Annotated in this window: 16 protein-coding genes; 5 read left to right on the forward strand and 11 right to left on the reverse strand. The window is 63.4% G+C overall.

Annotated features, from left to right (window positions below; all coding sequences use genetic code 11):
* Positions 1 to 6: 6 nt before the first annotated feature.
* Both AC04SG_RS17940 and AC04SG_RS17945 read left to right on the forward strand, forming a co-directional pair.
* On the forward strand, positions 7 to 1,353 hold the full coding sequence (locus AC04SG_RS17940; protein ID WP_488552116.1) for a S8 family serine peptidase: 1,347 nt from the start codon (positions 7 to 9) through the stop codon (positions 1,351 to 1,353).
* On the forward strand, positions 1,344 to 2,462 hold the full coding sequence (locus AC04SG_RS17945) for a DUF1501 domain-containing protein (RefSeq protein WP_488552117.1): 1,119 nt from the start codon (positions 1,344 to 1,346) through the stop codon (positions 2,460 to 2,462). Before AC04SG_RS17940 ends, AC04SG_RS17945 begins: the two co-directional genes overlap by 10 nt.
* 82 nt (positions 2,463 to 2,544) lie before the next feature.
* Here AC04SG_RS17945 and AC04SG_RS17950 read toward each other — a convergent pair whose 3' ends face one another.
* From AC04SG_RS17950 to AC04SG_RS17960, 3 genes are all read right to left on the reverse strand, one after another.
* Positions 2,545 to 2,772: a hypothetical protein gene (locus tag AC04SG_RS17950; protein WP_488552118.1), complete on the reverse strand. Its 228-nt coding sequence runs from the start codon at positions 2,770 to 2,772 to the stop codon at positions 2,545 to 2,547.
* 191 nt (positions 2,773 to 2,963) lie between these two features.
* The gene (locus AC04SG_RS17955; RefSeq protein ID WP_488552119.1) at positions 2,964 to 3,143 is read right to left on the reverse strand and encodes a hypothetical protein; all 180 of its coding nucleotides are present in this window, start codon (positions 3,141 to 3,143) and stop codon (positions 2,964 to 2,966) included.
* A gap of 216 nt (positions 3,144 to 3,359) precedes the next feature.
* Complete coding sequence (locus AC04SG_RS17960) at positions 3,360 to 4,481, reverse strand: LacI family DNA-binding transcriptional regulator (protein ID WP_488552120.1); 1,122 nt, start codon at positions 4,479 to 4,481, stop codon at positions 3,360 to 3,362.
* Between the two features lie 585 nt (positions 4,482 to 5,066).
* Between AC04SG_RS17960 and AC04SG_RS17965 the strand changes: the two genes are divergently transcribed.
* From AC04SG_RS17965 to AC04SG_RS17975, 3 genes are all read left to right on the forward strand, one after another.
* Positions 5,067 to 6,029 carry a sugar-binding protein gene (locus tag AC04SG_RS17965; RefSeq protein WP_488552121.1) on the forward strand — a complete coding sequence of 321 codons (963 nt, stop codon included), beginning with the start codon at positions 5,067 to 5,069 and terminating at the stop codon, positions 6,027 to 6,029.
* A gap of 137 nt (positions 6,030 to 6,166) precedes the next feature.
* Positions 6,167 to 7,705 (forward strand): sugar ABC transporter ATP-binding protein, encoded by a 1,539-nt coding sequence (locus tag AC04SG_RS17970; protein ID WP_488552122.1) that lies wholly within the window; start codon positions 6,167 to 6,169, stop codon positions 7,703 to 7,705.
* 71 nt (positions 7,706 to 7,776) lie between these two features.
* On the forward strand, positions 7,777 to 8,766 hold the full coding sequence (locus AC04SG_RS17975) for an ABC transporter permease (RefSeq protein ID WP_192255331.1): 990 nt from the start codon (positions 7,777 to 7,779) through the stop codon (positions 8,764 to 8,766).
* A gap of 2 nt (positions 8,767 to 8,768) precedes the next feature.
* On the opposite strand, the gene phnN is transcribed toward AC04SG_RS17975, so the two are convergent.
* From phnN to AC04SG_RS18015, 8 genes are all read right to left on the reverse strand, one after another.
* Positions 8,769 to 9,398: a phosphonate metabolism protein/1,5-bisphosphokinase (PRPP-forming) PhnN gene (phnN, locus tag AC04SG_RS17980; protein WP_488552141.1), complete on the reverse strand. Its 630-nt coding sequence runs from the start codon at positions 9,396 to 9,398 to the stop codon at positions 8,769 to 8,771.
* Positions 9,395 to 10,534 (reverse strand): alpha-D-ribose 1-methylphosphonate 5-triphosphate diphosphatase, encoded by a 1,140-nt coding sequence (locus tag AC04SG_RS17985; protein WP_477342725.1) that lies wholly within the window; start codon positions 10,532 to 10,534, stop codon positions 9,395 to 9,397. The genes phnN and AC04SG_RS17985 overlap by 4 nt, the downstream gene beginning before the upstream one ends.
* 32 nt (positions 10,535 to 10,566) lie before the next feature.
* Positions 10,567 to 11,274, reverse strand: a complete 708-nt coding sequence (locus AC04SG_RS17990; protein WP_488552123.1) for a DUF1045 domain-containing protein — start codon at positions 11,272 to 11,274, stop codon at positions 10,567 to 10,569.
* A gap of 256 nt (positions 11,275 to 11,530) precedes the next feature.
* Positions 11,531 to 12,343, reverse strand: coding sequence for a 5-deoxy-glucuronate isomerase (gene iolB / locus AC04SG_RS17995; protein WP_488552124.1), 813 nt, complete (start codon positions 12,341 to 12,343; stop codon positions 11,531 to 11,533).
* Between the two features lie 371 nt (positions 12,344 to 12,714).
* Complete coding sequence (locus AC04SG_RS18000) at positions 12,715 to 12,963, reverse strand: DUF3329 domain-containing protein (protein WP_488552125.1); 249 nt, start codon at positions 12,961 to 12,963, stop codon at positions 12,715 to 12,717.
* A gap of 43 nt (positions 12,964 to 13,006) precedes the next feature.
* Positions 13,007 to 13,924 carry a myo-inosose-2 dehydratase gene (gene iolE, locus AC04SG_RS18005; RefSeq protein ID WP_488552126.1) on the reverse strand — a complete coding sequence of 306 codons (918 nt, stop codon included), beginning with the start codon at positions 13,922 to 13,924 and terminating at the stop codon, positions 13,007 to 13,009.
* A gap of 227 nt (positions 13,925 to 14,151) precedes the next feature.
* Positions 14,152 to 16,002, reverse strand: a complete 1,851-nt coding sequence (gene iolD, locus AC04SG_RS18010; protein WP_488552127.1) for a 3D-(3,5/4)-trihydroxycyclohexane-1,2-dione acylhydrolase (decyclizing) — start codon at positions 16,000 to 16,002, stop codon at positions 14,152 to 14,154.
* A 31-nt stretch (positions 16,003 to 16,033) separates the two neighbouring features.
* Positions 16,034 to 17,968, reverse strand: coding sequence for a bifunctional 5-dehydro-2-deoxygluconokinase/5-dehydro-2-deoxyphosphogluconate aldolase (locus AC04SG_RS18015; protein ID WP_488552128.1), 1,935 nt, complete (start codon positions 17,966 to 17,968; stop codon positions 16,034 to 16,036).
* Positions 17,969 to 18,005: the final 37 nt, after the last annotated feature.

Genomic DNA, 18,005 nt, shown 5'->3' on the forward strand with positions numbered 1-18,005 from the left:
GGATCCATGAGGTTTGCTTGGCTTGTGACTTTTCTCGCCGCCACATTTTCCGCGGCCACGGTCGTGCACGCGGACGAAGACCCGGACGGGCCGCAAGTAACGCAACACACATTCATCGCGCCACTTGCGGACAAGGACAGATTTGGATCGGTTATCGCCAGCCTGAACAAGATCAATCTGTCGGGGGAAGTTCTGCAGGCTGTCGACATGCCGGACCAGGGATTTAGCCTGGTCACTGGAAGCTTTACCGACGAGGAAGCGGATAAGCTTCTGTCGGAAGGGTATCAGGAACCGGATTCCCTGGAAGTAAGCCTGTTCGCGGATGGCGGTTGCGAAGCACGCAGGCCGCTAGCCCCTGTGACGGGTGACAAGCTCGTGCCGCCGAGCGTTTGCAGTGTAGTCGGGTCGCCCAGTCCTGTGACCAACGGGTCCGCAGTCTGGATCATCGATAGCGGCGTCGACGAAGACATCGTCACAAAAGGGCTTCTTAATATTTCGGAACGGATCAACTGCACGGTCACTCCATGCAGCACGACCATGGGCGTGGCAGACAGTCAAGGTCACGGCACGATGGTCGCAGGTATCGTTGGCGGAATGCGCGTGCCAGGTGCAACAAGCGGTCAATTCCTTGGCATCGTTGGGGTCAGCCCTGGCGTGCCACTCAAGATTGTCAAGGCATTTGAAGGCGAGAAGTCGAAGATCGTCGGACCGCCGCTTGTCGCCCTGAAATACGTTCTTGACAATGCGTCCCCCGGCCAAATCCTGAACATCAGCTGGGGCTCGCAGTTCATGGAGACCGCGAGGAATGGTGGCCAATTAGGCCAGCTTGGTCTGATGGACAAGCTGCTGTTTGAGATCGCAAACAAACAGGTCCGTATTGTAATTGCGGCGGGCAATGCGCGGGAAGACGACGAGGCGTCGTGGGTACAGTCCTTTTTCCCGGCCAATGCGTCGGAATATCTTTCTCCAAACCCGACGCAAGGCTTCATCCAAAGTGTCTCGGCATCCGACAGCACTTATATCCCGACCGGCACCGGCACTGGCGTGTGCAGCACCGTTTCAAACGGGTGGTGTGATCTGCTTTGGGATGGCGGCGCTTTTGGCGCGGCCATGTCCGAGCCAGGCGTTGGCGTCCAGGTGCTTTGGCGGAGCAAAAATCACGAGCTAAGACAGAATATCTGTTCGGGAACGTCCCTTGCCGCTCCAGTTCTTGCAGGACTGCTGGCTCGGCCCACTGCGAATTTGCAGAAGGTGCCGATCAAAAAGAGCGTGATCGCAAATGCCGATCCGCTTGGATATTCGACACGCGGAACGCCGGACGTCACTATTCCGGATTATCCGAAATGCAATTGACGCGCCGCACGGCCCTCCAGGGTTTGGGTCTTACCTCGCTGTTTGCGACCAGCGCAGGGTTTGCTTCGGCGGTTTTTGCCGGCGACAGCCAGCCGCGGCTGCTTGTCGTTCATCTTAGGGGTGGGCTTGATGCGCTGGCCGCGCTGCCGCCGCATGGTGATCCGGATTTCCGGCGGGTGCAAGGCAGGGTGAGAGAACTTGGCGACTCCGACGACGCGTTCGGCGTGAAGCTTGATCCGCTGTTTGCGCTTCATCCGGCGCTGGAACCGCTTGCTCGGTTCTATTCAGCCGGTGAATTGCTGATCCTGCCCGCGACGGGCATCCCGGGTATCGGGAAATCGCATGACGCCGCGCAGAGGGTCCTGTTCGACGGCGATGTCGACGGCGGCGATTTTGGCTGGCCAGGAAGAGCCGCTTCGGTGCTGTCGCAGGGAAGGCAAACCATCTGGCGTGCAGCGCCGGCCGACGTGCCAAATGACGTGCTTTTCGATCTTGTGTTGGCCAATCCGGGACTTGAAATCGCCGGCCTTTGCCTCGGTGAGGCGTGCGGTTCAGCCGGAGACGCGGTGCAGACGTTGCTTGCGCGGCGACAGGCGCTGAGTGCCGCCAGCTTTGCCGCAGCGGCGACCTCCGCGGGGCAGGCGCTGTCCAGGCCGGACGGTCCGCGCGTGGCCCTGCTGCAGTTGGACGGCATCGATACCCACGTTGCTCAGGGAGAGCGTCTTTCGGCGACCCTTGGGACATTGGCGCGCGGTGTCGTCGCGTTCTCGGAAGCGGCAGCCGCAATCTGGCGTCAAACCGTTGTGCTCGGCATTACGGAGTTCGGGCGCTCCATCCACTTCAACGAACAAGGCGGCACCGACCATGGTGGTGCCAGCGCAGCGTTCTTGATGGGTGGCGCGATAGCCGGTGGGCGGATCGCGGGTCGCTGGCCCGGATTGGCGGCAGATCAGCTCCACGAGGGGACCGACTTGGCGGTCACCACCGATGCCCGCTCGATCGTCAATGCGGTGTTGAAAGATCATCTTGGACTCTCGAGCCAGGCAATGGCGATGGTCGCTCCAAGCGCATCGGGCCCTCAAGCAATCAAAGGCTTGTTTCAGACTTGATGCACCCTTGGCAGAACGCGTAGCGGCGCCGACATCAGCTTGTGGGGGACCACACGCCGGGATCGACGCAATCGCGGTGCGGCTAAAACCCGAATAATTCCTTGCGCAGGGCGTCTTCGTATTTTGCCTTCAGGTCGAGGACCTTGCCGCGTATCTCGTCTTCCTTGAAATGCGCCGCTTCCCATGTGTCGACCTCTGCGACCGAATGATTGACGGAGGCCAGTTCCTCTTCCTGCTTGATCGCCACTATCCACTCTTCCACCGCAGCCTTGTAGGCGCTCTGGAGCTTGTCGAGATTGTCGGCTGGCATGGCACACTCCCTGTTCAGGCCTCCATTTCTAGGTCAGCCGGATGAACAGACTAAGACAGAAGGCAGACCACGGGCCGTCGCGTTAACCACCCTTTGTGTCCGCCAAATGCCCCATCTGGCCTTTTATGCCAGCCGCTCTATTTGGCTAATGTTAGCCTTATCCTCTGATGGAGGTTTTGATGGATCGGCGATCATTCTTGACAGCATTGTTCGGCGTTGCGGGGGCCGCGGCGCTTGCTACGACGGTTCGGCCTCTCGAGGCCGTGGCCGGGGTTCCCAATGTCGGCAACGGCATTCTCGATGAGCTCGACAAGCAGGATGCCAGCTCTTTCGATGACGAAGGCCCGGGCGATGTCGAGCAGATCTACCATCGGCGATGGCACCGCCGCCACCACAGGCGGCGGGTGTGGAGACGGCACTGCCGCAGGTTCTGGCGGTATGGTCGGTGGCACAGGCGCTGCTATCGCAGGCGCTCCTATGTCATATTGCGATTCTAGCCGCAGGCTGATCCCAGGGTTTGGATAAATCCTGCCCAGCGGCGCAAATATTGAAACAGACCCATCCCGATTTGCTTCGGGATGGGCAGATCAGGCTTGCCCCGCCACCGCCGCCACGGAGTCGCGCTCGACCAACGGGCATTCCAGCTTGGTGATGGGATAGCGGCCGCGGCCGGGCGGCGGCGGCACTTCCAACTGCTCGATCGCCCATTGGCCCATGGCCATGTGCGGAAGGATCGACGTCGTCAGCGGCGGGAACAGATGCCGGGCGATCTCCTCATCGTCATAGCCGACGACGGAGATGTCCTGTGGTATGTGCAGGCCGGCCTCCTTCAGCGCTTCGTAGCAGCCGATGGCCGTGCGGTCGTTCTGGCAGAAGATGGCGGTCGGGCGGTCTTTGAGCGCCAGAAGCTTGACGGTCGCGGCATAGCCGGCGCTGGCCGACCAGTCGCCTTCGACCACCAGTTCCGGATCGAACGGGATGTCGGCGGTGGCGAGCGCCCTGCGGTAGCCTTTCAGGCGGTCTTGGGCTGCCTGCATCCACGGCTCACCGGTGATGGTGGCGATGCGGCGGTGGCCGTGGCCGATCAGATGCCGGGTCGAGCTCTGGCCGCCAGCGATCTCGGAAGGAACCACGGCGGGGAAGGCATAGTCGGATGTGTAGCAGTTGAGCAGGATGACCGGGATGTCGAGGCCGTAGAGGAAGTCGGGCGCTGAGATCTCGCGGGTGAAGATGGTCATGTAGATCAGCGCCGAGATGCCGCGCTTGGTGAGGGCCGCAATGGCGCGCGGCTCCATGACGGCGTCGCCCATGGTCTGCGCCACCAGCAAGACATTGCCGGCGTTCCACGACGCCTGGCGCGCGCCCTCGATGGCGACGACGGCTTCCGGACTGGTCGCCAGCTGGTCGACGGCGAAGCCGATGACGCCATCAAGCCCTTCGAAAGCGGGAACCGGTTTGCGCAGCGCCGAGAAGGCGGGCGCGGAATAGCCGAGCGCACGCGCGGCGTCGATCACCCGCTCGCGCGTCTGCTGCGACAGCCTGATGCCGGGCGAATTGTTGAGCACGAAAGAGACGGTCGCCTGCGAGCAGCCGGCAGCCCTGGCAATATCCGTCATGGTGACGCGGCCGCCTTTGGCGGTTCTCGCCGGCGCCTTGCGCCGCCGCGCCGCGTCGCTGGCCGGGCCGTCCGGGTCAATCGTATCGCTCATGGCATTCGTGTCCCCAATCCACGGCCTGTCTAGCGGCAGCCAGTCAGGCCGACAAGATGGTTCGGCGCCATCCACTAATAGAAGTCGCCGGATATGATTATGTTTATTAGCAGCTTCAGCTTGCTGCCGCTACGCCTCTCCGTTCGGTTGTAACTCAACAACTGCAAGGCATCCACTTGGACGCCGCCGAAGCGGCGCACCTTGGGAGAACGAGCCCCGCCGCCTTGCCAGCGCCCTCGCATGAGGCCTTTTACTAATACTGTTTACTAATACAAAAATGCACTGTAACGTCAATCTGCCGCGTCCGGTCCGGCTGGGACCCGCGCGGCGAGAAGTGCGCGTGAATGGCCTGATGGCGAGCGGGGATTGCCTCCGCAAGCTCTGTCTCGGACATGTGATATGTCAGACAAATCAGACTATTTACGAGCATGGGATGAGTCTCTAAAGTCCGTAATCGCGACTGGAACGACGCCATTCTTTCAGTGCCGGGAACCCTGAGGAGGAGGGCGTCCAAATCGCAAGCGGCAATTCAGTGAATGCAAGATCGGTTCAGTCCGACGACTGAGCCAAAACGGGAGGTTGAACATGAAATCCTTGATACGACATGCATCCGTAGCCACGGCAGCCCTGCTGCTTGGCCTGACGGCGACAGCCATTGCGCGCGCCGACGACAAGCCGACGCTGGCCTTCGTCGTCAACGGTGCCTCCGACTTCTGGAAGGCGGCGGAAGCCGGCGTCAAGAAGGCGCAGGGCGAGCTGCCCGACTACAATCTCGAACTCAAATATCCCGAGCAGTCCTCGGTCGCCATCCAGCAGCGGCTGATGGACGATCTGGTGACTGCCGGCGTCAAGGGGATCATGGTCTCGGCCGTCGACCCCAAGACCTCGACCGACGGTCTGAACAAGATCGCCTCTGAGACGGCGCTGTTCACCACCGACTCCGATGCCCCGCAGACCAAGCGCGTCGCCTATATCGGCTCGTCCAATGTCGACGCCGGCAAGCAGGCGGCAGAGATCGCCAAGAAGGCGATGCCCGACGGCGGCAAATGCCTCGGCTTCGTCGGCCTGCTCGGCGCCGACAATGCCAAGGAACGCATCCAGGGCATGAAGGACGGTCTCGCCGGCAGCAAGATCGAACTGGTCGACGTGCGCGGCGACGACATCGACCAGGCGCGCGCCAAGAAGAATGTCGAGGACGCGCTGGTCGCCAGCCCCGACATCACCTGCATGGTCGGTTTCTACTCCTACAACACGCCGCGCATCTATGAAGCGCTGCGCGACGCCGGCAAGCTCGGCTCGATCACCGTCGTCGGTTTCGATGACGATCCGATCACGCTGGGCGGCGTCAAGGAAGGCACGGTGGCGGCGACCGTCGTGCAGCAGCCCTTCGAATGGGCCTACCAGGGCATGAAGCTGATGGCCGCCTATCTCAAGGGCGACAAATCCGGCATTCCGGAAGGCGGCTTGATCATCGTCCCGACCAAGATCATCGGCAAGGACGATGTCGACGCCTATGCGGCCAATCTGAAGGCGATGTCCGGAAACTGAGGCCACGAGCGGTTACGCCGGCTCAAGGTTCGCCTTGGGCCGGCGATCGTGTTGACGGGCGGGCGAAGGCCCGTCAGTCTGCTGAAGGGGCCATTTTGGCCCAGCGGCTGCTGGCAAGCGCGATCAATTGTGGCTTGATGAACTATTCCGACACATCCATTGCAGCGACTACCCCGTTCCTCGGCCTCGAGAACGTGCGCAAGACCTATCCAGGCGTTGTCGCGCTGGACGGCTTTTCCATGGAGGTCAGGCCGGGTGAGGTCATCGGCCTGGTCGGCGAAAACGGCGCCGGCAAATCGACCTTGATGAAGATCCTCGGCGGCGTCACCCGGCCGGACAGCGGCACCATTACCGTCGACGGCGTCGCGCATGACGGGCTTAGCGTCGAAGGCAGCCTGGGGTCGGGCATCGCCTTCGTTCACCAGGAACTCAACCTGTTCGAAAACCTCGACGTCGCCGCCAACATCTTTTTCGGCCGCGAGCCATTGCGTGGCGGGCCGCTGCGGCTCGTCGACCGCGCCAGGCTGCGCGAGATGGTGGCGCCATTGTTGAAGCGCGTCGGCGCCAATTTCTCCGCCGATACGCCGGTCGCCGACCTGTCGCTGGCGCAGCAGCAGATGGTCGAGATTGCCAAGGCGCTGTCGATCAAGGCGCGGCTGGTCATCCTCGACGAGCCGACCTCAAGCCTGCCGATCGCCGAAACCGACAAGCTGCTCGACGTCATCAAGGCGCTGAAGGCCGACGGTATCAGCGTCATCTTCATCTCGCATCGGCTACACGAGGTCGAACGCGTCGCCGACCGCGTGGTGGTGTTGCGCGACGGCATGCTGGCCGGCACTTTGCCGAAGAGCGCCATCAACCACGACCAGATGGTCAAGCTGATGATCGGCCGCATGCTGAAGGAGCGCGAGAAAGCGTCCGAAGCGGCGCGGGCACCGGGCGCAACGACGCTATCGGCCAAAGCTGTACGCACCCCCGCCTACCCCGCCCGGCCGGTCGATCTCGATGTCAGGCGTGGCGAAATCCTCGGCCTTGCCGGCCTTGTCGGCTCCGGCCGGACCGAACTGGCGCGGGTGTTCTTCGGCATCGACAGCACGCTTGGCGGCGCGCTCGAACTCGATAGCAAGCCGCTTGTCCTGGGCTCGGCGGCCGATGCCGTCGCGCACGGCATTTTTCTCGTCCCGGAAGACCGCAAGCTGACCGGGATACTGCTCGATTTGTCGATCGCGCAAAACATTTCGCTGCCCAATCTGCCGGCCCATGCGAAGCGCCAGCTGGTGTCGGCAAAAGCGGAGACCGTCACAGCCGAGAAGCAGAAGAAGGATCTCGGCATCAAGGCGCCATCGGTGCAGACGCGCACCGGCACGCTGTCGGGCGGCAACCAGCAGAAGGTGGTGCTGGGCAAGTGGCTGGCGATGAACCCCAAGGTGATGATCCTCGACGAGCCGACGCGCGGCATCGACATCGGCGCCAAGGCCGAGATTTACGGGCTGATGCGCGCGCTGGCCGATGCCGGCGTCGCCGTGCTGATGATCTCCAGCGACATGGAAGAGGTGATCGGCGTGTCTGACCGCATCGCCGTCATGCATGAGGGCCAGATTTCCGGCATTCTCGACAAGGAACACTTCAGCCAGGAGAACGTGCTTCTGCTGGCTGTCGGCAAGAAGCCGAATTAGGCTTTGTTTTGCCGCGGGTCGCGCGGAACATTTTTGCAGAACCTGCTGAAGCGGGCATTGGGGAGAAGACGATGAGCAAGAAAGATCTCGGCCTGCTGATCCTGATCCTGGTGGTCGGGGCCGTGGTGGCGATCATCAATCCGCGCTTCCTGCTGCCGATCAATCTTGCCAATACGTCGAACCTGATCGGGCTGTTCGGCATCCTGTCGATCGGCCAGGCCTTCGTCATCATCACCGGCGGCATCGAATTGTCGGTCGGCTCGGTGGTTGCGCTGCTCGGTACGCTGTTCATCGACTTCATCGCCGTGCGCGGCCTGGGATGGCCGATCGCGCTGCCGCTGATCCTGGTGCTCGGCGGCATCATCGGGCTGGTGCATGGCTGGCTGATCACCCGGCTCAAATTGCAGCCCTTCGTGGTGACGCTCTGCGGCCTGCTGATCTATCGCGGCGTGGCGCGCTTCTACACCGCCGACGGCACGGCGGGCTTCGGCTTCGGGCAAAATTTCCCGGAGCTCGAATTCCTCACCGCCGGCCGGTCGTGGGGCGTGCCGAACAGCTTCATCGCGCTGATCGTCATCGCCATCGTCATGTGGGTAGTGCTGCACCGCTCGGTGTTCGGCCGCTATCTCTATGCCATCGGCAAGAACGAGGAAGCCGCGAAATATTCCGGGATCCGCACCGGCCGCGTCGTCATGGCCGCCTATGTCATCTGCGGCGTGCTGACGGCGCTGTCGGCGATCTATTTCGCCATGTACACGCGCTCGATCTCGCCGGCCAGCCACGGCCAGTTCTATGAACTCTACGCCATCGCGGCGGCGGTGCTCGGCGGCTTCTCGCTGCGCGGCGGCGAAGGCTCGCTGGTCGGCGTCATCCTCGGCACCGTGCTGCTGCAGGAGTTGCAGAACCTGGTCAATCTGCTCGGCATCCCGTCCTCGTTGAATTTTGCCGTGATGGGCGGGGTGATCCTCATCGGCGTGCTGGTCGACCAGCAATGGGGCGTGTTCCGGGCAAGACGGCTGATGCTCGACGCCAGCCGCAAGGGCGCCGTGGCGGCGGAGTAGCGCTAAATTACCCCCGACATGTCGGAGAACGCCATCGCCTTGCGCAGCACTTCGGCGAAGCGTTCGCCGGCGGCTTCGCGCGGGCCGCCATTGTCGATCGAGGTGACGCCGGGTCCGTGCAAAGCGACATTGCCGCTGCGGGCGAGGCGGGCGAGCACTTCGCCGCGCGATTCGCGGCCGCGCTGGGCGAGCCGTTCGGCGAGGATTTCCGGGGCAGCGGTGATCTCGACTACAGCCAGATTGGCATAGCGCTCACGCAGAACCGGGATGACCGCGCGCGACACATTGGCGACCGCGACGTGGCCGTTGGCAATCGACCAGTCGACATCGGCCGGGATGCCGTAGCGCAGACCGTGCGCCTCCCAGGAAATGGCGAAGGCGCCGTCGGCCTCGGCCTCGACAAAGGCAGCGTCGGCCAGCGTGTCGTGGTCCTCGCTTGCCGCGTCGCTCGGCCTGGTGATGACCCGGCGCACGAACTCCAGCCTCGTCTCATCGGCAAACAGCGCCTTGGCGTAGCCGATCACCGTATCCTTGCCGGCGCCGCTCGGGCCGACGACGGCGACAAAGACGCCGTTGCGGACCGGAAAGGCCTCGGCGGTGAGTTCGCGCTCGATCGACGCCGAGACCATCAGGCGACCCGGCGTCCCTGGCGCCAGACGGTGCGCACGACCGGCACATGGTCGTCGACGCGCACGCGCACCAGGTCGGCGCGGCGGCCCGGTTCGATGACGCCGCGATCGCTGAGTCCGATGGCCTCGGCCGGGTTCTTCGACACCATGGCGACCGCCTGCGGCAGGGAAATGCCTTCGACGACGTCGCCTAGAAAGAAGGCCGACTGGATCAGGCTGAAGGGAATGTAGTCGGACGACAAGATGTCGAGCAGTCCGTCGGCGGCCAGCGTGCGGGCCGAAACATTGCCGGAATGCGAGGCGCCGCGCATGACGTTGGGCGCGCCCATCAGCACTCCCAGTCCAGCCTCCTTTGAAGCCTTGGCCGCTTCCTGCGTGGTCGGGAATTCGGCAACGCGCACGCCTTGCTCAATCGCCTCGTCGACATGGCCTGATGTGGCGTCGTCATGGCTTGCCAGCACAATGCCGCGCTCGTTGCAGGCGGCCGATATCGCTACCCGGTTCGGTCCCGAATTCTTCGCCGATTCCGACATGCGCTTTTCGCAGAACAGCTTGAAGTCGCGATCGGTCAGCTTCAGCTTGCGCTGATAGTAATAGGCGTAGGTCTCGAGGTTGACGAACTGGCGCTGTCCCGGCGCATGGTCCATCAGCGACGCCAGTTTGACCCGCTCATCGCCGTCGAAATTGGCGAAGGCCTGCAGACAGTCCGGCGCCGACACCTCGCAGCGCAGATGCAGGAAGTGGTCGGCCCGCAGGCGATCCTGCGCCACGCTGTCCTCGATGGCATCGGCCAGCTTGCGGATGTCGTCGGAGGTGAGATCCGCGTCCTCGTCCATGCCGACGCGCAAGGCGTCGAGCACCGTGGTGATGCCGGCGGTGGCGACCTGTGCGTCATGGGCGAGCACGGCGGCGATCGGGTTCCAGCGCACTTTCGGCCGCGGCGCATAATGGCCTTCGAGATGATCGGTGTGCAGCTCGACCAGGCCGGGGATGATGTAGTCGCCGCCCATATCCTCGCCGGTCCGCCCGGTGCCTGCGTCGATGCCGGCGATAAAGCCGTCGCGCAGTACGAGCGAGCCCTCGACGATCTCGTCGGCAAGCACGATGCGGGCATTGGTCAAAACGGTCTCGGCGGTCATCTCAGGCAGTCCTTGGTTTTCAGGCGAAGTGGTCAGGCGGTTTTTCTCGCCGCGCGGTGGCCGAGCGCATGATGGGAGAGCACCATGAACGGGGCGCCCGGTTCGGTTTCGACAAACAGCGTTAGTGCATCCACCGTCACCGGCTGCTGCAGCACCTCTGCGAACAGGCTGTCGATTGCTGCGCGCAGACGTAGGCTTTCCTGTGGCCCGGCCCGGCCGGATAGCGTCATGTGGAAGCGGAACGTCTCGAAGACATAGGGGTAGCCCCACTGGCAGAGATTGCGGAACTCGGCCGGCTTCAGCGAATCCGGGCTGCGCCGTTCGATCTCGGCTTCGGTCAGCGGGGCGCGAAAGCGGTCGAAGCCAAGCACGACATCATCGGCGAAACGGTTAAGCGGCGGCAGCGGACCTTGCGGCACCAAAGCGAAGAAGCCGTCGATCTGGCTGACGATGAGGCGCGGGATGGTGACGGTCGGCGTCGCTTCGGCAAAGACGTCGAGGGCGGCACGCAGGGAGCTTTCCGTCTCGTTGGCCGCCAGCCGGAAGGGCGCCTTCAGCGTCGCGTGGAAACCGTAGCGGCGCGCCGATGCGGTGTGGAAGGCGACTTCCGCCGCCGACAGGTCGGCTACCGTCTCGACGGGCCTGGTAGCGGCGCCGAAGGGGTCACGTCCCAGCCAGTTGGCGGCGATCCGCGCCAGTGGCTCGTCCTGCCTTGGGGTGAAATAGATGGCGTAGCGCATCGAAAATCCTCGTTAAAGCGCGCCGCCTCTTGAGGGCTCGATGCGGCGCGCTTTAAGTCTATTTGCTTCGGCATGTCTTTATCCCAAAACCGCTGCGCACTTTTGGGCGACATGCACCGTCCCCGCTGCCATAGGTGATTTCCATGACGGATTGACGAAGCTTTGAAGGGTTTTCGATGGCAAATCGACCCCATCGGTCGTTAGCCGACGATTTTTCCGAACTGGCCAACAGCTTCCCCCTGAAAGACAGGGGTGGTCAGGCCTTCATCAGCCATTCGTGCTCGGCCGCGTTGTGGAATTTCCACGTCCGCTTCGGACCGGCCATGACGTTGAGATAATAGAGGTCGTAGCCGTGGCAGGCGGCGCAGGGGTGGTAGCCCTTGGGCACCAGCACGACATCGCCGTCCTCGATCGCCATCGCCTCGTCCAGTTCGCGGGCGCCCGACTTGTCGGCATCGGTATAGACGCGCTGGAAGGCAAAGCCCTGCGGCGGGTTGAGGCGGTGATAGTAGGTTTCCTCGAGATAGGATTCGGCAGGCAGATTGTCCTGGTCGTGCTTATGTGGCGGATAGCTCGATGTATGGCCGCCGGGCGTGATGACCTCGACCACAAGCAGGGAGTCGGCCGGCTTGCCCTCCGGCAATATGTTGGTGACGTAACGCGTGTTGGTGCCCTTGCCGCGCACTTCCTGGCCGAGATCGTCGGGCGCGATGACGCGAACCGGCAGGCCGCCGCCCAGGCCCGGCGCCGAGCAGACGGCGAGTTCGAGATCGGTGTCGGCGGTGACCGACCAGTCCGACCCCTGCGGGATATAGACCGACCATGGCTTGCCCTCGAAGGGCGACATGCGCTCGCCGAGTAGACCGAGATCCTGGCCGCCGGCTTTTGCCGTACCCTTGCCGGTGACGAACACCAGGCAGACTTCGCGATCGCCCGTCTTGCCGGAAGCGGTCTCGCCCGGCCGCAGCCGGTGCAAGTCGAAGCCGACATAGGTCCAGCCGGCGCTTTTGGGCGTGACATGGGCGACGCGGCCATGGCCCTTGTCGGCTTTGACGAGCAGTTTCGACATTTTTGTCTCCTATTTCTTTGGCATTGGCTGTGAGCGCCAAGAGTGCTGTTTGTGGGAAGCCGCAGACCCTAGAGATTGGCCGAAGCGCCCACCCCTTCGTCATCCTAGGGCGTAGCAGGAGCGAAGCTCCGTCGCGGAGATCCTAGGATCCATGCCGTTACCTCGGCCGAAGGGTGCAGCGGAGCGGAATTCTGCACGGTCACGCTACCTTCAAACTCACGGCATGGATCCTAGGGTCTGCGCTGCGTCGCTACGCTCCTCGCTCCGCCTTAGGATGACGAAGCTCAGGGCGTTCCGGCCAATCGCCGACGTATGCAATTCGCCAGGTCTCGAGTGTCCGATCCGCAAGCCCTTCCGAGCCGTGGGCCGCTTCATTCCTTCGGTTCGGCGTCGGCCTTCGCTTCGCCGGTCTTCGGTTGATCTGGCGCAGCCTTGCTCTCGTCTGCCGGCTTGTAGAGATAGAAAAACTGCCAGACGGCGTAGGCGGCGAAGCCGAGCGCGATGACGCCCCAGAACGGTGTGCCGGAGGCGAATTCGATGATCGCCCAGATCACGCAGACGGCGACGACGGCAACGCGCCGCCACAGCGGCCGGAAGAATGGGTGTTCGTAATCTTTCATCGGGCCAATCTACAGCAAGCTGGCTCGGCGGAAACCCGTCGCATCAGACATTGGGGAACCCTTGCGTCTCGACGGTGTAGCCGGCTGCCGTCATCACCCGCATCAGCTCCTTATGGCCCACCTGTGCCATCTTGAGCGGCGGGTTCTTCTTCGGGTCCTGCTCGGCCTCGACCACGAACCAGCCTTCATAGCCATAGTCGGCGAAACGCTGCACGATGGCGCCGAAATCCAGCGAGCCATCGCCGGGCACAGTGAAGGCACCGAGCGCCACGGCATCGAGGAAGGACTGTTTCGTGCGGTCGAGCCCGTCGATCACGGCCATGCGCACATCCTTCACATGGACATGGCTGATGCGCTTGTGGTGGTTGTCGATGGCGCGCAGCACGTCGCCGCCGGCAAAGGCGAGATGGCCGGCATCGAGCAGCAGCGGAATGCCGTCGCCGGAATGGCGCATGAAGGCATCGAGTTCCGGCTCGGTCTCGACCACCGCCGCCATGTGGTGATGATAGGACAGTGGCATGCCCTGCTCGGCGCACCATTCGCCGAACTCGGTCAGCCGCCTTGCATAGGCCTTCATCTCGTCGCCCGACAATTTCGGCTTGGTGGCGAGCGGCTTGGAGCGATCGCCCTGGATCGAGCGGCCGACCTCGCCATAGACGATGCAAGGCGCGTTGACCGCCTTGAACAGGTCGATCATCGGCTGGATGCGATCCTTGTTCTTGCCCATGTCCTCGTCGACCAGCGTGCCAGAGAACCAGCCGCCGCACAGCGTGACATCGGCCTTTTTCAGGATCGGCAGCATGACAGCGGGATCGTTGGGAAAACGCCGGCCCATTTCCATGCCGGTAAAGCCGGCCGAGCGCGACTGGCGCAGACATTCTTCCAGCGAGACGTCGTCGCTGAGTTCGGCAAGATCGTCATTCCACCATGCAATGGGGGACATGCCCAGTTTGGCTTTCAAGTCGTCACTCCGGATTGAAACAGTTCATTCTTTTGCCGCCGGCGCTGCCCCTCATCCGCCTGCCGGCACCTTCTCCCCGTATAGTGACGGGGAGAAGGGGTCTAGCCGCGACCTCAGCGTCTTTCTTGCGACGACGGTGATTGGCGAAACCGGTGATGACAGCGTCCCTCTCCCCGTCCCTATACGGGGAGAGGATGCCGGCAGGCAGGTGAGGGGCCGCGCCCACTTCAGTCACCCACGCTCTGCATCTGCCGCTTTTCGTCATAGGCCTTGCGTGCCGCGTTGACCTGGCTGCGCGCGGAGACTTCCGGCACCGCCACATCCCACCAATGGCCGCCGGCATCGGTGGAAACAAGCGGATCGGTGTCGATGACCAGAACGGTGGTGCGGTCGTTCTTTTTCGACTGCTGCAGCGCGTTTTCCAGGCCGGCGATTGATGGCACTTTTTCGGCGATTGCGCCCATGCTGGCGGCATGTGCGGCGAAGTCGATGTCGGGCAGGATTTCGTGGCGCGAGTCCTTCAGCAGATTGTTGAAGTTGGCGCCGCCTGTGGCCATCTGCAGCCGGTTGATGCAGCCATAGCCGCGGTTGTCGAGCAGCACGATGGTGAGCTTGAGGCCGAGCATCACTGAGGTGGCGATCTCGGAATTCAGCATCAGGTAGGAGCCGTCGCCGATCATGACGACGACCTCTTCATCGGTCTTGGCCATCTTCGCCCCGAGGCCGCCGGCAATCTCATAGCCCATGGTCGAGAAGCCGTATTCGGCGTGGTAGGAGCCGGGCGCGCCGGCCTGCCAGAGCTTGTGCAACTCGCCGGGCAGACCGCCGGCGGCATGCAGCAAAGTCACGCCGGAGCCCAGGGCGCGCTGCACGGCGCCGATCACCTGAGCATCCGAGGGATAGGCGGCGTTGGTCGAGGCCGTTACCTTGCCGGCATCGGCCTGCCAGGCTTTCTTGCCGGTGGCCGAATTGTCGGTCCAGGCGGAAGGCGCCTTCCAGCCCTTGAGCCCAGCACCGAGTTCGGCGAGCCCTTCGGCCGCATCGGCGACCAGCGGCAAAGCCCGGTGCTTGCCGGCATCGAAAGGCTGCACATTCAGCCCGATGATGGTCTTGCCGGCATTCTTGAACAGCGCCCACGAGCCGGTGGTGAAATCCTGCAGGCGCGTACCGATGGCCAGCACGACATCGGCCTCTTCCGCCAGCCGGTTGGCGGCTGACGTGCCGGTGACGCCGACTGCCGCCATGTTGAGCCGATGATTGTCGGGCAGCGAGGATTTGCCGCCTTGCGTCTCGCAGACCGGAATGCCTGCGGTTTCGGCGAATTTTGCCAGTTCATCCGATGCCTGCGAATATAAGACGCCGCCCCCCGCGATGATCAGCGGCTTCTTGGCGCCCTTGAGCGCGGCCACAGCCGCTGCCAGTTCGCCACGGTCCGGACGCGGCCGGCGCTGGTGCCAGACCCGCTCGGCGAAAAAGCTCTCGGGATAGTCATAGGCTTCGGCCTGTACGTCCTGGCAGAGCGACAGCGTCACCGGGCCGCACTCGGCCGGATCGGTCAGCACTTGCATGGCCCGGCTCAGCGCCGGAATGATCTGCTCCGGCCGGGTGATGCGGTCGAAATAGCGCGACACTGGACGGAAGCAGTCATTGACCGTCGCCGTGCCGTCGGAAAAATCTTCGGCCTGCTGCAGCACCGGATCGGGGATGCGGTTGGCGAAGACATCGCCCGGCAAAAACAGGACGGGCAGCCGGTTTACGTGCGCAAGGGCCGCCGCCGTCACCATGTTGAGCGCGCCAGGGCCGATCGACGAGGTCGCAGCCATGAAGCGGCGGCGGAAATTAGCCTTGCCATAGGCGATCGCCGCATGCGCCATCGCCTGTTCATTGTGGGCGCGGAAGGTCGGCAGTTCATCGCGCACCTGATAGAGCGCCTCGCCGATGCCTGCGACATTGCCGTGGCCGAAAATCGCCCAGACGCCGCCGAAGATCGGCACTTTTTTGCCGTCGATCTCGGTCATCTGCTTGCTGAGAAAGCGGGTCAGCGCCTGCGCCATCGTCAGGCGGATTGTCTTCGTCATAGTGTTTCCTCCGCAGTCCTGTGCCGCGCCTTTATGCTGCTTTACGGCCACGCGCGGCAAGCCACGCTTCGGTCAACTGTTCGAAGCGCGCGGCCATGTCGGCGATCGCTTCGTCATCCGACATCTTGCCGGCCAACCACTGTTCGGCGGCGTGGACGAAGATGGTGCGGCCGACGGCGAAACCTTTGACGATCGGCGCCTTGGCGGTCGCGGCGAAGGCAGCTTCCAGCTCGTCCTGCGGCGCTTCCAGCCCAAGCAGCACGACGCCACGGCACCACGGATCGTGCTTAAGGATGACGGCCTCGATCTTGGCCCATGCGCCGGCCGAGGCCTGCGGCTCGAGCTTCCACCAGTCCGGCTTGATGCCCAGCGCATAGAGTTCTTCCAGCGCGCGCGGGATCGTGGTGTCGTCGAGCTTGCCGTGCTTGCCGGCGATGATCTCGACCAGCAATTCGCGGCCGACCTTCCGCGCCGCCTCGAACAGGGCGCGCAACTTCTGCTGCTGCTCTTCCTTGAGTTCTGCCGGATCATCGGGGTGATAGAAGCACAAGCATTTGATGCAGTGGTCGACCGGCCATTCCACCAGTTGCGAGCCGATGTCCTGCGAGAATTCGAAGCGGAGCGGCCGCGATCCCGGCAGTTCGACGGGACGGCCGAGCCAGGCAAAGGGATGCCTGGCGAATTCAAACATCGCCTCGCGGCCATGCTTCTCGTCGATCAGCATGCCATAGCCGTCACGGCCGGCGGCGACTTTCGCCGCAGCCTTGACCGCCAGCACCTTGAAGTCGCGGATGCGGGCCGGGTCGGCGCCGGTCTTGGCCGCCACATCCTCGAGCTGGACGCGGTGGTCGCAGGCAAGCGCCATCATCGAGGGGATGTCGCGCCGACGCGTCGTCGCCCAATGGATATGGTTGATCGCCTCGTCCTTGCGCAAAGCGAGATGCTTGCTGCCGTTCTTGAGGAAGAACTGCAGCTCCTCGAAGGTCGGATATTCCGGCGCGCAGAGCAGCCGCGACACGGCAAAGGCGCCGCAGGCATTGGCCCAGGTCGCCGACGTCGCATGGTCTTCACCACCCAGCCAGCCGCGCAGGAAGCCGGACATGAAGGCATCGCCGGCGCCGAGCACATTGTAGATCTCAATCGGAAAGCCCTTGCCGACGACGCCGTCTTCCAGATCGTCGCTGATCGGCCCGTCATAGACGATGCAGCCCATGGCGCCGCGCTTCAAAACGATGGTGGCCGAGGACAGCGCGCGGATGGTCTTCAGCGCGCTCAGGCAATCATCGGCGCCGGAAGCGATCATGATCTCTTCCTCGGTGCCGACGATGAGATCGCAATCAGGCAATACCGTCTTCAGCTGCGCCGAGACACGGTCGGATTTCACATAGCGTTCAAAGCCTTCGGCATGGCCGGCAAGGCCCCAGAGATTGGGGCGGTAGTCGATGTCGAACACCACCTTGCCGCCCTTGGCCTTGATGATGCGGATCGCCTTGCGCTGGGCGGCGTCGCTGTTGGGCCGGGAAAAATGTGTGCCGGTGACGACGATGGAACGGGCCGAGGCGATGAAGGCCTCATCGATATCCTCTTCGGCGAGCGCCATGTCGGCGCAGTCGCTGCGATAGAAGATCATCGGCGAGACGCCTTCGCTCTCGACCGAAAGCAGCACCAGCGCCGTCAGCCGCTCCTTGTCGGTCTTGAGACCGTCGACATTGACGCCTTCGCGCCGCAGCTGTTCGCGGATGAAGCGGCCCATCTGCTCGTCGCCGACGCGGGTTAGCAGCGCCGAGCGCAGGCCGAGCCTGGCCGTGCCGACCGAGATGTTGGCCGGACAGCCGCCGACCGACTTGGCGAAGGAGCCGATATCCTCCAGCCGCGAGCCGATCTGCTGGCCGTAAAGGTCGACGGAAGCGCGACCGATGGTGATGACATCGAGCGGAGCGTATTTCGCGTCCACGGCTTCGCTCATTGGAACCTCCCGTCAGTCTTGTTGTCTTGGGCAACCT

This window comes from Mesorhizobium sp. CNPSo 4684 (assembly GCF_057784315.1).